Below are 13,571 nucleotides of genomic sequence, written 5' to 3'. Positions count from 1 at the left end.
CAGGTGCAGGTGCAGGTGCAGGTGCAGGTGGCAGGTGGCAGGCGCAGGTGCAGGTGCAGGCGCAGGTGCAGGTTTAGCTTCCGTTGTCCCTGCTGCCGGTTGTGCCAGCAGGTTACGCACGCGAGTCTGCATCAGTTTTTCCAGCATCGCCTGGCTTTGCAGGGTTTCCGGAAGATCCATCGAGATATTTTGCTGGCTTAACTGGTCCACCTCGTCGAGGAACGCTTTGGTGGTGGCATCATCAGTATCGTAGTAAGCACGTACCCAGGTGGAGACGTTCTCCAGCGCCTGGCGATAAGTCTCTTCCTGGTGACGCGGTACAGCTTGTGCTGCGACCAGCAGGCGAGAGCGAATATTTTCGCGCAGATAGATATCCTGATTTGGCGCTAACAGCGGTACGGCGGTGTCATCACGACGGCGAATCGTAATGAAGTTGTCCATAAAGTTCTGCCAGCTTTTTTGCAGATTGATACGCCATTCGCTGATGGAACTGGAAAGCTCTTCACCGTCGGAATCCATCGGCGAACCATCGCTGTCATTATCGGCCAGACGCAGGTTATCTACCTGATTTGAAAGCTGATTAAGCTTAAGGATGATGCCGTCATAATCCACCTGCGAAACTGCAGAAAGGCTGGCGATATCATCGGTAATTGCCCGACGAACGGTAATCAGACTCGGGTCATTCATATCCGCCAGGCTGGCATCTGCACTTTTCAGCAACGCTGCAGCGGTCGTGACGTCCTGATCGCTCCACAGCTTCCGTCCGGCGAGTTTCACCAGAAAATCGGCCTGAGCCAGCAGCCAGGTTTTAGCATCGCTGCCGGAAATGGTGGCGACCTTTTGTTGGACTTCATCCAACTGTTTTGCCAGCGTTTCTTGCTGACGATTCGCCTGCTTAAGCTGTGCAGCTTGTTGCTTAATAATGCCTTCCAGCTCGGCTTTTTGGCTCTCCTGGGCTTTTTGCAATGCCGTCAGTTGGTTAGCCAGGGCATCGCTGGTGGCGGTCTGATTGACGGCCTGTTGTTTACCCCAGCCATACAAACCGACGCCCGCCGCCAGAGCAATAGCGATAGCCACCGCGCTGAGAATCAATGCGGTATTGTTCTTACTCTTTTTTTCTGTTGCGACAGGTTGTGACGTGGTGTCCACGGCCTCCCTGGTCTCTTCAACCACGGCGGAGGTTTTTTCTTGTTCCGTCATTATGGCTTCCTGTTATGAGAGTTATTGTAATGCCCGTAAAAGCGCATCGTTGTCAGCGTTATCGGCGACCTTAATGTCTTGCCAGCCCAGTTCCCGGGCGAGTTTCGCCAAACGCTCACTGACGACCAATAGTCGACAGCGTAGTAACCAGTGCTCACGATACCATTGTGGGATCAGCGACCAGAGTTGCTGCAACATTTCACCGCTGGTAACAACGACCATCGTCACCTCGCGGGATTGCCAGCGCATCGCTTCTTCTGCACCATCGTAATGGATTGCGCATCGTTGATAACATTTACAAAAAGTGACCTCAGCACCGCGCGCTGTCAGGGTATCCCCAATTAGCTCACGACCGCCATTGCCACGTAATATCAGCGCACGTTTGCCCGCAATATTTTGTAATTCAGGTAATTGTAGCAAGACTTCGCTGATTTCCCGATCCTGCGGGTAGAGAATCTTCTGTCCGCTTACGGTATGTAGCGCCAGTGCGGTGGTGCGTCCAATGGCGAAATAATCAGGTAGTCGGGGCCATTTACGATCTTGCTGATGCAGCTGTGATTGGGCAAAAGCAACCGCGTGTTGCGAGAGGGCAAACAACAGATCGCTCTCCCCCAGCGCCGCCAGTTGATCAGCAAGTTGTGGTAATTGTCGACCCGGAGAAAACTCAATCAGCGGAAAATGCCAGGCCACCTGCCCCAGTGTGCGCAGACGGCTCACTAACTCTTCTCCAGCGGGAGACGGGCGGGTGACCAGGATACTCATGCCGGGGCGTCTCCGTTATAGACTTCAGCGAGGATCTCGCGCGCGCCGTTATTCAGTAGCTCTTCTGCCAGCGAAATCCCCATTTGTTCGGCATCTTGCGGCGCACCGCGGCGTTCACCGCGAATAATCTGCGAACCGTCCGGCGCGCGACCAGCGCACGCAGCCAGATTTCACCATCAATAAGCTCGGCGTAGCTACCAATTGGCACCTGACATCCGCCTTCGAGACGGGTATTCATGGCGCGTTCTGCGGTAACGCGCAGTGCAGTTTCGTGGTGATTCAGCGCGGCAAGCAGCTCGCGAGTGCGTGCATCATCAAGGCGGCATTCAATACCGACCGCACCTTGTCCTACCGCTGGAAGAGAAATCTCGGGTGGTAACGCGGCGCGAATGCGGGACTCCAGACCTAAACGTTTTAGTCCGGCTACAGCAAGAATGATGGCATCGTATTCGCCGTTATCTAGTTTGCTCAGGCGAGTGCCGACGTTGCCGCGCAGGGAGCGGATAATCAGATCCGGGCGGCGTTCAGCCAGTTGGCACTGGCGACGTAAACTGGACGTCCCGACGATACTGCCTGCTGGTAACGCATCCAGACTGTCATAGTTATTGGACACAAAGGCATCGCGAGGATCTTCACGCTCACAAATAGTGACCAGTCCCAGACCTTGCGGGAATTCAACCGGCACATCTTTCATTGAATGTACGGCGATATCGGCGCGATTTTCGAGGAGCGCGACTTCCAGCTCTTTTACAAATAAGCCTTTTCCGCCTACTTTCGCCAGCGGCGTATCAAGAATCACATCGCCGCGCGTCACCATCGGTACCAGTTCAACGACCAGGCCCGGATGGCTCGTCATCAACTTGTCTTTGACATAGTGTGCCTGCCAGAGTGCAAGTGGGCTTTGGCGTGTGGCAATTCTTAAAACATTGTCTAACATGCTTGTTACCGTCATTATCATCCGTGGTCCATCCTAACATCCTTGCCAGAGTGATGTCAGTGTTGTGGTGAAACGTAGACGCCTGCGCAAACCGTAAAATGAGGTCTGGCAGTGGATCCTGACAGGCGTTTCACGCCGTCGTAATAAGGAATTTACAGAGAATAAACGGTGCTACACTTGTATGTAGCGCATCTTTCTTTACGGTCAATTAGCAAGGTGTTAAATTGATCACGTTTTAGACCATTTTTTCGTCGTGAAACTAAAAAAACCAGGCGCGAAAAGTGGTAACGGTTACCTTTGACATACGAAATATCCCGAATGCCGCGTGTTACCGTTGATGTTGGCGGAATCACAGTCATGACGGGTAGCAAATCAGGCGATACGTCTTGTACCTCTATATTGAGACTCTGAAACAGAGACTGGATGCCATAAATCAATTGCGTGTGGATCGCGCGCTTGCTGCTATGGGGCCTGCATTCCAACAGGTCTACAGTCTACTGCCGACATTGTTGCACTATCACCATCCGCTAATGCCGGGTTACCTTGATGGTAACGTTCCCAAAGGCATTTGCCTTTACACGCCTGATGAAACTCAACGCCACTACCTGAACGAGCTTGAACTGTATCGTGGAATGTCAGTACAGGATCCACCGAAAGGTGAGCTTCCAATTACTGGTGTATACACCATGGGCAGCACCTCGTCCGTAGGGCAAAGTTGTTCCTCTGACTTGGATATCTGGGTCTGTCATCAATCCTGGCTCGATAGCGAAGAGCGCCAGTTACTACAACGTAAATGTAGTCTGCTGGAAAGCTGGGCCGCCTCGCTGGGTGTGGAAGTCAGCTTCTTCCTGATTGATGAAAACCGCTTCCGTCATAATGAAAGCGGCAGCCTGGGGGGCGAAGATTGTGGCTCCACCCAGCATATACTGCTGCTTGACGAATTTTATCGTACCGCCGTGCGTCTCGCCGGTAAGCGTATTCTGTGGAATATGGTGCCGTGCGACGAAGAAGAGCATTACGACGACTATGTGATGACGCTTTACGCGCAGGGCGTGCTGACGCCAAATGAATGGCTGGATCTCGGTGGCTTAAGCTCGCTTTCTGCTGAAGAGTACTTTGGTGCCAGCCTTTGGCAGCTCTACAAGAGTATCGATTCCCCATACAAAGCGGTACTGAAAACACTGCTGCTGGAAGCCTATTCCTGGGAATACCCGAACCCACGTCTGCTGGCGAAAGATATCAAACAGCGTTTGCACGACGGTGAGATTGTATCGTTTGGTCTCGATCCATACTGCATGATGCTGGAGCGTGTTACTGAATACCTGACGGCGATTGAAGATTTTACCCGTCTGGATTTAGTACGTCGCTGCTTCTATTTAAAAGTGTGCGAAAAGCTCAGCCGTGAACGCGCCTGCGTAGGCTGGCGTCGCGCAGTGTTGAGCCAGTTAGTGAGCGAGTGGGGTTGGGACGAAGCTCGTCTGGCAATGCTCGATAACCGCGCTAACTGGAAGATTGATCAGGTGCGTGAGGCGCACAACGAGTTGCTCGACGCGATGATGCAGAGCTACCGTAATCTGATCCGCTTTGCGCGTCGCAATAACCTTAGCGTCTCCGCCAGTCCGCAGGATATCGGCGTGCTGACGCGTAAGCTGTATGCCGCGTTTGAAGCATTACCAGGTAAAGTGACGCTGGTAAACCCGCAGATTTCACCCGATCTCTCGGAACCGAATCTGACCTTTATTTATGTGCCGCCGGGCCGTGCTAACCGTTCAGGTTGGTATCTGTATAACCGCGCGCCAAATATTGAGTCGATCATCAGCCATCAGCCGCTGGAATATAACCGTTACCTGAACAAACTGGTGGCGTGGGCATGGTTTAACGGCCTGCTGACCTCGCGCACCCGTTTGTATATTAAAGGTAACGGCATTGTCGATTTGCCTAAGTTGCAGGAGATGGTCGCCGACGTGTCGCACCATTTCCCGCTGCGCTTACCTGCACCGACACCGAAGGCGCTCTACAGCCCGTGTGAGATCCGCCATCTGGCGATTATCGTTAACCTGGAATATGACCCGACAGCGGCGTTCCGCAATCAGGTGGTGCATTTTGATTTCCGTAAGCTGGATGTCTTCAGCTTTGGCGAGAATCAAAATTGCCTGGTAGGTAGCGTTGACCTGCTGTACCGCAACTCGTGGAACGAAGTGCGTACGCTGCACTTCAACGGCGAGCAATCGATGATCGAAGCCCTGAAAACTATTCTCGGCAAAATGCATCAGGACGCCGCACCGCCAGATAGCGTGGAAGTCTTCTGTTATAGCCAGCATCTGCGCGGGTTAATCCGTACTCGCGTGCAGCAACTGGTTTCTGAGTGTATTGAACTGCGCCTTTCCAGCACCCGCCAGGAAACCGGGCGTTTCAAGGCGCTGCGCGTTTCTGGTCAAACCTGGGGCTTGTTCTTCGAACGCCTGAATGTATCGGTACAGAAGCTGGAGAACGCCATCGAGTTTTATGGCGCTATTTCGCATAACAAACTGCACGGCCTGTCAGTGCAGGTTGAAACCAATCACGTCAAATTACCGGCGGTGGTGGACGGCTTTGCTAGTGAAGGGATCATCCAGTTCTTCTTCGAAGAAACGCAAGACGAGAATGGCTTTAATATCTACATTCTTGACGAAAGCAACCGGGTTGAGGTGTATCACCACTGCGAAGGCAGCAAAGAGGAACTGGTGCGTGACGTCAGTCGCTTCTACTCGTCATCGCACGACCGCTTCACCTACGGCTCAAGCTTCATCAACTTCAACCTGCCGCAGTTCTATCAGATTGTGAAGGTTGATGGTCGTGAACAGGTGATTCCGTTCCGCACAAAATCTATCGGTAACATGCCGCCTGCCAATCAGGATCACGATACGCCGCTATTACAGCAATATTTTTCGTGATGAACGTGCCGGAAAGCGAGGCTTATCCGGCATGCAATCTTAGCGGAAACTGACTGTTTCACCCGCCTGCTGCGTCGCCGCCTGTTCCAGCAAATCCCAGAAGGTTTCGCCGCTGCGATCGCAAATCCACTCATCGCCTTTCAGATCAAAATGGTAGCCGCCTTGTTTGGTTGCCAGCCATACCTGGTGCAGCGGTTCCTGGCGGTTGATAATGATTTTGCTGCCGTTTTCAAAGGTAATGGTCAGCACGCCGCCGTTGATTTCGCAGTCGATATCGCTGTCGCCATCCCAGTCGTCCAGATGCTCTTCAATGGTCAGCCACAGTTGATCAGCCAGGCGATGAAATTCACTGTCGTTCATTGTTGTATCCTGTTTTTAAGTGATGGCGGCAGTATAGCGGCATGGGGTCAGGGCTTCAAAGTTTGCACCTCTGCTGCTGCGTTCCGGCATGATTCATCCGTCACCGGAATAATGATGTCTCTGTGTGGCGAAAGATTTGTCTCTTCATTAGGGCGCAGTTACACCACGCCTTTCCCTGTTTCTGGTAAACATTATGATCAGGTTTACCGAGCGAGCATCCTCACGCTGACGGAACTAAAAAAGCCAACAAACAAACCACATTGCGATAGTGCATAAAGCCATCCTGGCGCGAGGTGCCGATCACGAAACTGCCAGCAGAACATAAATCCTCACGAGTAAGCGTTATACTCGCAGCATTTCCTCACTTTTCAGACTTCATAAAGAGTCGCTAAACGCTTGCTTTTACGCCTTCTCCTGCGATGATAGAAAGCAGAAAGCGATGAACTTTACAGGCAATCCATAATGAAAAACGTGTTTAAGGTACTCACTGTATTACTTACTCTCTTCAGCCTGACGGGCTGCGGTCTGAAAGGTCCGCTCTATTTCCCGCCTGCAGATAAAAATGCACCGCCGCCGACCAAACCGGTAGAGACGCAAACGCAATCCACGGTGCCGGATAAAAACGATCGCGCCACTGGCGATGGTCCATCCCAGGTGAATTACTAAAAGTCAGTTTCTGTACCCGCGTGATTGGAGTAAATGATGCAGTTCTCGAAAATGCATGGCCTTGGCAACGATTTTATGGTCGTCGACGCGGTAACGCAGAATGTCTTTTTTTCACCGGAGCTGATTCGTCGGCTGGCGGATCGGCACCTGGGGGTAGGGTTTGACCAGCTGCTGGTGATTGAGCCGCCGTATGATCCTGAACTGGATTTTCACTATCGCATTTTCAATGCTGATGGCAGTGAAGTGGCGCAGTGCGGCAACGGTGCGCGCTGCTTTGCCCGTTTTGTGCGCCTGAAAGGGCTGACCAATAAGCGCGATATCCGCGTCAGCACCGCCAACGGGCGGATGGTTCTGACCGTCACCGATGATGATCTGGTCCGCGTAAATATGGGCGAACCCAACTTCGAACCTTCCGCTGTGCCGTTTCGCGCTAACAAAGCGGAAAAGACCTATATTATGCGCGCCGCCGAGCAGACAATCTTATGCGGCGTGGTGTCGATGGGAAATCCGCATTGCGTGATTCAGGTCGATGATGTCGATACCGCGGCGGTAGAAACGCTTGGTCCTGTTCTGGAAAGCCACGAGCGTTTTCCGGAGCGCGCCAATATCGGTTTTATGCAAGTGGTTAAGCGCGAGCATATTCGTTTACGCGTTTATGAGCGTGGGGCAGGAGAAACCCAGGCCTGCGGCAGCGGCGCGTGTGCGGCGGTTGCAGTAGGGATTCAGCAAGGTTTGCTGGCCGAAGAAGTACGCGTGGAACTCCCCGGCGGTCGTCTTGATATCGCCTGGAAAGGTCCGGGTCACCCGTTATATATGACTGGCCCGGCGGTACATGTCTATGACGGATTTATTCATCTATGAAGCAACCAGGGGAAGAACTGCAGGAAACACTCACGGAGCTTGATGACCGGGCGGTTGTCGATTATCTGATTAAAAATCCTGAGTTTTTTATCCGTAATGCGCGCGCAGTAGAAGCGATACGTGTGCCGCATCCGGTACGCGGCACCGTTTCGTTGGTCGAGTGGCACATGGCCCGCGCACGTAATCATATTCATGTTCTGGAAGAGAACATGGCGCTGTTGATGGAACAGGCTATCGCCAACGAAGGCCTGTTTTATCGCCTACTCTACCTGCAGCGCAGTCTCACCGCCGCCAGCAGTCTCGACGATATGCTGATGCGCTTTCACCGCTGGGCGCGCGATCTCGGCCTGGCAGGTGCGAGTCTGCGCCTGTTTCCGGATCGCTGGCGCTTAGGTGCGCCGTCGAACCACACTCATCTGGCATTAAGCCGTCAGTCTTTCGAACCGCTGCGTATTCAGCGTTTGGGGCAGGAACAGCACTATCTTGGGCCGCTTAACGGACCAGAGCTGCTGGTGGTGCTACCGGAAGCGAAAGCGGTGGGATCGGTGGCGATGTCGATGCTGGGAAGCGATGCTGATTTGGGTGTCGTGCTGTTTACCAGTCGCGATGCCAGTCACTATCAACAAGGGCAAGGAACGCAGTTACTTCATGAAATTGCGCTGATGTTGCCGGAGCTTCTGGAGCGTTGGATTGAACGCGTATGACCGATTTACACACCGATGTAGAACGCTACCTACGTTATCTGAGCGTGGAGCGCCAGCTTAGCCCGATAACCCTGCTTAACTACCAGCGTCAGCTTGAGGCGATCATCAATTTTGCCAGCGAAAACGGCCTGCAAAGCTGGCAGCAATGTGATGTGACGATGGTGCGCAATTTTGCTGTACGCAGTCGCCGTAAAGGGCTGGGAGCAGCAAGTCTGGCGTTACGGCTTTCTGCGCTACGTAGCTTTTTTGACTGGCTGGTCAGCCAGAACGAACTCAAAGCTAACCCGGCGAAAGGTGTTTCGGCACCGAAAGCGCCGCGTCATCTGCCGAAAAATATCGACGTCGACGATATGAATCGGCTGCTGGATATTGATATCAACGATCCCCTCGCTGTACGCGACCGTGCAATGCTGGAAGTGATGTACGGCGCTGGTCTGCGTCTTTCCGAGCTGGTGGGGCTGGATATCAAACACCTCGACCTGGAGTCTGGTGAAGTGTGGGTAATGGGGAAAGGCAGCAAAGAGCGCCGCCTGCCGATTGGTCGCAACGCTGTGGCGTGGATTGAGCACTGGCTTGATTTGCGCGACCTGTTTGGTAGCGAAGACGACGCGCTTTTTCTGTCGAAACTGGGCAAGCGTATCTCCGCGCGTAATGTGCAGAAACGCTTTGCCGAATGGGGCATAAAACAAGGGCTGAATAATCACGTTCACCCACATAAATTACGTCACTCGTTCGCTACGCATATGCTGGAGTCGAGCGGCGATCTTCGTGGTGTGCAGGAGCTACTGGGTCATGCCAACCTCTCCACCACGCAAATCTATACTCATCTTGATTTTCAACACCTTGCCTCGGTGTACGATGCGGCGCATCCACGCGCCAAACGGGGGAAATAATGCGTTTTTACCGGCCTTTGGGGCGCATCTCGGCGCTCACCTTTGACCTGGATGATACCCTTTACGATAACCGTCCGGTGATTTTGCGCACCGAGCGAGAGGCGCTTACCTTTGTGCAAAATTATCATCCGGCGCTGCGCAGCTTCCAGAATGAAGATCTGCAACGCCTGCGCCAGGCGGTACGGGAAGCGGAACCCGAGATTTATCACGACGTGACGCGCTGGCGTTTTCGTTCGATTGAACAAGCGATGCTCGACGCCGGGCTGAGTGCCGAAGAAGCCAGTGCAGGCGCACACGCAGCAATGATCAACTTTGCCAAATGGCGCAGCCGAATCGACGTCCCGCAGCAAACTCACGACACCTTAAAACAGCTGGCGAAGAAATGGCCGCTGGTGGCGATCACCAACGGTAACGCCCAGCCGGAACTGTTTGGTTTGGGGGATTATTTTGAGTTTGTGCTGCGCGCTGGCCCGCACGGGCGCTCAAAACCGTTCAGCGATATGTACTTTCTGGCTGCGGAAAAACTCAACGTGCCGATCGGCGAGATCTTACATGTTGGGGACGATCTCACCACTGACGTGGGTGGGGCAATTCGCAGCGGAATGCAGGCCTGTTGGATCAGACCGGAAAATGGCGATCTGATGCAAACCTGGGACAGCCGTTTACTGCCGCATCTGGAAATTTCCCGGTTGGCATCTCTGACCTCGCTGATATAATCAGCAAATCTGTATATATACCCAGCTTTTTGGCGGAGGGCGTTGCGCTTCTCCGCCCAACCTATTTTTACGCGGCGGTGCCAATGGACGTTTCTTACCTGCTCGACAGCCTTAATGACAAACAGCGCGAAGCGGTGGCCGCGCCACGCAGCAACCTTCTGGTGCTGGCGGGCGCGGGCAGTGGTAAGACGCGCGTACTGGTGCATCGTATCGCCTGGCTGATGAGCGTGGAAAACTGCTCGCCATACTCGATTATGGCGGTGACGTTTACCAACAAAGCGGCGGCGGAGATGCGTCATCGTATCGGGCAGCTAATGGGCACCAGCCAGGGCGGCATGTGGGTCGGCACCTTCCACGGGCTGGCGCACCGTCTGCTGCGTGCGCACCATATGGACGCCAATCTGCCGCAGGATTTTCAGATCCTCGACAGCGAGGACCAGCTACGCCTGCTCAAACGCCTAATCAAGGCGATGAACCTCGACGAGAAGCAGTGGCCGCCGCGCCAGGCAATGTGGTACATCAACAGCCAGAAAGATGAAGGCCTGCGTCCACATCATATTCAAAGCTACGGTAATCCGGTGGAGCAGACCTGGCAGAAGGTGTATCAGGCGTATCAGGAAGCGTGTGACCGCGCGGGCCTGGTGGACTTCGCCGAGCTGCTGCTGCGCGCTCACGAGTTGTGGCTTAACAAGCCGCATATCCTGCAACACTACCGCGAACGTTTTACCAATATCCTGGTGGACGAATTCCAGGATACCAACAACATTCAGTACGCGTGGATCCGCCTGCTGGCGGGCGACACCGGCAAAGTGATGATCGTCGGTGATGACGACCAGTCAATCTACGGCTGGCGCGGGGCGCAGGTGGAGAATATTCAGCGTTTCCTTAATGATTTCCCCGGTGCCGAAACTATTCGTCTGGAGCAAAACTACCGCTCTACCAGCAATATTCTGAGCGCCGCTAACGCCCTGATTGAAAACAATAACGGGCGTCTGGGTAAAAAACTGTGGACCGATGGCGCGGACGGTGAGCCTATTTCCCTCTATTGCGCTTTTAACGAACTCGATGAAGCGCGTTTTGTGGTTAACCGCATCAAAACCTGGCAGGACAACGGCGGGGCGCTTGCCGAGTGCGCCATTCTCTACCGCAGTAACGCCCAGTCGCGTGTGCTGGAAGAAGCACTGTTGCAGGCGAGTATGCCGTACCGTATTTACGGCGGGATGCGCTTCTTCGAACGCCAGGAAATCAAAGATGCGCTCTCGTATCTGCGCCTGATTGCCAACCGTAACGACGACGCGGCCTTTGAGCGTGTGGTGAATACGCCAACGCGGGGTATTGGTGACCGGACGCTGGACGTGGTACGTCAGACATCGCGCGATCGCCAGTTAACACTCTGGCAGGCATGTCGTGAACTGTTGCAGGAAAAAGCCCTCGCCGGACGTGCTGCCAGCGCCTTACAGCGGTTTATGGAACTGATCGACGCCTTAGCGCAGGAAACTGCCGATATGCCGCTGCATGTACAGACTGACCGGGTAATTAAAGACTCCGGCCTGCGTACCATGTACGAGCAGGAGAAGGGCGAAAAAGGTCAGACGCGTATCGAAAACTTAGAGGAACTGGTGACGGCAACGCGCCAGTTCAGCTACAACGAAGAAGACGAAGATTTAATGCCGCTGCAGGCGTTCCTATCCCATGCGGCGCTGGAAGCAGGCGAAGGGCAGGCGGATACCTGGCAGGATGCGGTACAACTGATGACCATGCACTCGGCGAAAGGTCTGGAGTTCCCGCAGGTGTTTATCGTCGGTATGGAAGAGGGCATGTTCCCAAGCCAGATGTCGCTGGATGAAGGCGGGCGTCTGGAAGAAGAACGCCGTCTGGCCTACGTTGGCGTAACCCGCGCGATGCAGAAACTGACGCTGACCTACGCGGAAACTCGCCGTCTGTATGGCAAAGAGGTTTACCATCGCCCGTCGCGCTTTATTGGCGAGCTGCCGGAAGAGTGTGTGGAAGAGGTGCGCCTGCGCGCCACGGTAAGCCGCCCGGTCAGCCATCAGCGGATGGGTACGCCGATGGTCGAGAACGACAGCGGCTACAAGCTCGGCCAGCGTGTACGCCACGCTAAGTTTGGTGAAGGCACCATCGTCAATATGGAAGGCAGCGGTGAACATAGCCGTTTGCAGGTGGCATTCCAGGGCCAGGGTATTAAATGGCTGGTGGCGGCTTATGCCCGGTTGGAGACGGTGTGACGTTGCGGGATGCGGTGCGCCACACCGCATTCCGCATCAGCACCTTACTTAGCGCACTTCTTCACATCAATATTCCAGTCAGCACCAGACGCAACCTGATGTTTCTGCGCGAAATTATCCATATTCAGCGCCACGGAAACATTCAATAAGCTGTTCAGATACACCATCGGCTGGCCTTCCGGCACATCGCCGAAGCTTGCGACATACGGCATTTTCCCTGCGTATTTTTGCTGGGAACCTTCGGAAATGGTCACACACAACGTGTCGTTGAGTTTGATTTCTGCCTGATTCAGCAACTCGTCGCTGATATTGCTCCAGACGTTGCCGTACTGAATATCGAGAATCGGGATATTGCCCTTCACTTCACCTTTTGTTGCTTTTGCTTTCTGATAAGAAAGTTCGACAACTTTTGCTGGAAGCTCTGGCCCCACCTGTTCGAACGTAATCGCCCCGGAAGCCAGACGTGCACCGGTGTAGGCATACACGTCACGACCGTGGAAGGTATATGACTTTTCAGAACCTTTCAGGCGGTTAGCTTTTTCGTCGATTTCCCGGACGCTATCAATACCCAGAGTTTGTGCCACCAAAGTGAGCGTACCGTTATCTGGTGAAACGAAGTATTGACCGTTTTTGGTTTTCAGCACTACCGATTTACGGTCAGTGCCTACGCCCGGATCGACCACGCTAACAAACACCGAACCTTGCGGCCAGTAACTGGCAGTCTGATACAGGCGATAAGCGCCTTCCCAGATGTTATACGGTGGAATTTCGTGTGTTAAATCAAAGATTTTAAGATTATGGTCAACGCCGAATGCGACCCCTTTCATCGCCGAGACGGCACCATCTTTCAGGCTAAAATCAGTTTGTAAAATCAAAGCGTTATCCGCATAGGCGGATGATGATCCCAGACACGTTAATAAAAATAACGTTGCGAGCGTTTTTTTCATTTTTGGGTAATGACTCCAACTTATTGATAGTGTTTTATGTTCAGATAATGCCCGATGACTTTGTCATGCAGCTCCACCGATTTTGAGAACGACAGCGACTTCCGTCCCAGCCGTGCCAGGTGCTGCCTCAGATTCAGGTTATGCCGCTCAATTCGCTGCGTATATCGCTTGCTGATTACGTGCAGCTTTCCCTTCAGGCGGGATTCATACAGTGGCCAGCCATCCGTCATCCATATCACCACGTCAAAGGGTGACAGCAAGCTCATAAGACGCCCCAGCGTCGCCATAGTGCGTTCACCGAATACGTGCGCAACAACCGTCTTCCGGAGCCTGTCATACGCGTAAA

Annotated in this window: 10 protein-coding genes and 4 pseudogenes; 7 read left to right on the top strand and 7 right to left on the bottom strand. The window is 53.6% G+C overall.

Features of this window, described 5'->3' with window-relative positions; translation table 11 throughout:
* The 3 genes and pseudogenes from hemX to hemC form a co-directional block, all read right to left on the bottom strand.
* Positions 1–1,200, bottom strand: a pseudogene (gene hemX / locus BFF42_RS01400) (uroporphyrinogen-III C-methyltransferase); the annotation flags it as partial.
* Positions 1,201–1,221: 21 nt separating this feature from the next.
* The gene (gene hemD, locus BFF42_RS01395) at positions 1,222–1,962 is read right to left on the bottom strand and encodes a uroporphyrinogen-III synthase (protein WP_000026066.1); all 741 of its coding nucleotides are present in this window, start codon (positions 1,960–1,962) and stop codon (positions 1,222–1,224) included.
* Positions 1,959–2,899 (bottom strand): annotated as a pseudogene (gene hemC, locus BFF42_RS01390) (hydroxymethylbilane synthase). Before hemC ends, hemD begins: the two are co-directional and overlap by 4 nt.
* A 386-nt stretch (positions 2,900–3,285) precedes the next feature.
* Between hemC and cyaA the strand changes: the two are divergent.
* Positions 3,286–5,832 (top strand): class I adenylate cyclase, encoded by a 2,547-nt coding sequence (gene cyaA, locus BFF42_RS01385; protein ID WP_000281680.1) that lies wholly within the window; start codon positions 3,286–3,288, stop codon positions 5,830–5,832.
* Positions 5,833–5,871: 39 nt separating this feature from the next.
* Here the strand turns inward: cyaA and cyaY are convergent, their stop codons facing one another.
* Positions 5,872–6,192 carry an iron donor protein CyaY gene (gene cyaY / locus BFF42_RS01380; RefSeq protein ID WP_000999936.1) on the bottom strand — a complete coding sequence of 107 codons (321 nt, stop codon included), beginning with the start codon at positions 6,190–6,192 and terminating at the stop codon, positions 5,872–5,874.
* Positions 6,193–6,320: 128 nt separating this feature from the next.
* Positions 6,321–6,496 (bottom strand): annotated as a pseudogene (locus BFF42_RS27465) (DKNYY family protein); the annotation flags it as partial.
* A gap of 158 nt (positions 6,497–6,654) precedes the next feature.
* On the opposite strand from BFF42_RS27465, the gene lptM reads away from it, so the two are divergent.
* The 6 genes from lptM to uvrD all read left to right on the top strand — a co-directional run bounded on the left by lptM (position 6,655) and on the right by uvrD (position 12,278).
* Positions 6,655–6,858, top strand: a complete 204-nt coding sequence (gene lptM, locus BFF42_RS01370) for an LPS translocon maturation chaperone LptM (RefSeq protein WP_000799905.1) — start codon at positions 6,655–6,657, stop codon at positions 6,856–6,858.
* A 36-nt stretch (positions 6,859–6,894) separates the two neighbouring features.
* Positions 6,895–7,719, top strand: a complete 825-nt coding sequence (gene dapF / locus BFF42_RS01365) for a diaminopimelate epimerase (protein ID WP_039059678.1) — start codon at positions 6,895–6,897, stop codon at positions 7,717–7,719.
* Positions 7,716–8,423, top strand: coding sequence for a DUF484 domain-containing protein (locus tag BFF42_RS01360; RefSeq protein ID WP_000812796.1), 708 nt, complete (start codon positions 7,716–7,718; stop codon positions 8,421–8,423). The genes dapF and BFF42_RS01360 overlap by 4 nt, the downstream gene beginning before the upstream one ends.
* A complete protein-coding gene (gene xerC, locus BFF42_RS01355) occupies positions 8,420–9,316 on the top strand; it encodes a tyrosine recombinase XerC (protein ID WP_000130691.1) in 897 nt (298 codons plus the stop codon). Before BFF42_RS01360 ends, xerC begins: the two co-directional genes overlap by 4 nt.
* Positions 9,316–10,032: a 5-amino-6-(5-phospho-D-ribitylamino)uracil phosphatase YigB gene (gene yigB / locus BFF42_RS01350; RefSeq protein WP_001213584.1), complete on the top strand. Its 717-nt coding sequence runs from the start codon at positions 9,316–9,318 to the stop codon at positions 10,030–10,032. The genes xerC and yigB overlap by 1 nt, the downstream gene beginning before the upstream one ends.
* A gap of 83 nt (positions 10,033–10,115) precedes the next feature.
* Positions 10,116–12,278, top strand: a complete 2,163-nt coding sequence (uvrD, locus tag BFF42_RS01345; protein WP_000383412.1) for a DNA helicase II — start codon at positions 10,116–10,118, stop codon at positions 12,276–12,278.
* Between the two features lie 44 nt (positions 12,279–12,322).
* Here uvrD and BFF42_RS01340 read toward each other — a convergent pair whose 3' ends face one another.
* The gene (locus tag BFF42_RS01340; protein ID WP_000751624.1) at positions 12,323–13,225 is read right to left on the bottom strand and encodes an SAM hydrolase/SAM-dependent halogenase family protein; all 903 of its coding nucleotides are present in this window, start codon (positions 13,223–13,225) and stop codon (positions 12,323–12,325) included.
* Positions 13,226–13,245: 20 nt separating this feature from the next.
* Positions 13,246–13,571: pseudogene (locus tag BFF42_RS01335) on the bottom strand (IS1-like element IS1B family transposase); the annotation flags it as partial.

The organism is Shigella sp. FC1661 (genome assembly GCF_001712525.1).
Taxonomy (GTDB): domain Bacteria; phylum Pseudomonadota; class Gammaproteobacteria; order Enterobacterales; family Enterobacteriaceae; genus Escherichia; species Escherichia coli.
The sequence above is the reverse complement of the archived record's forward strand: the minus strand, read 5'-3'. Positions and strand labels throughout refer to the sequence as shown.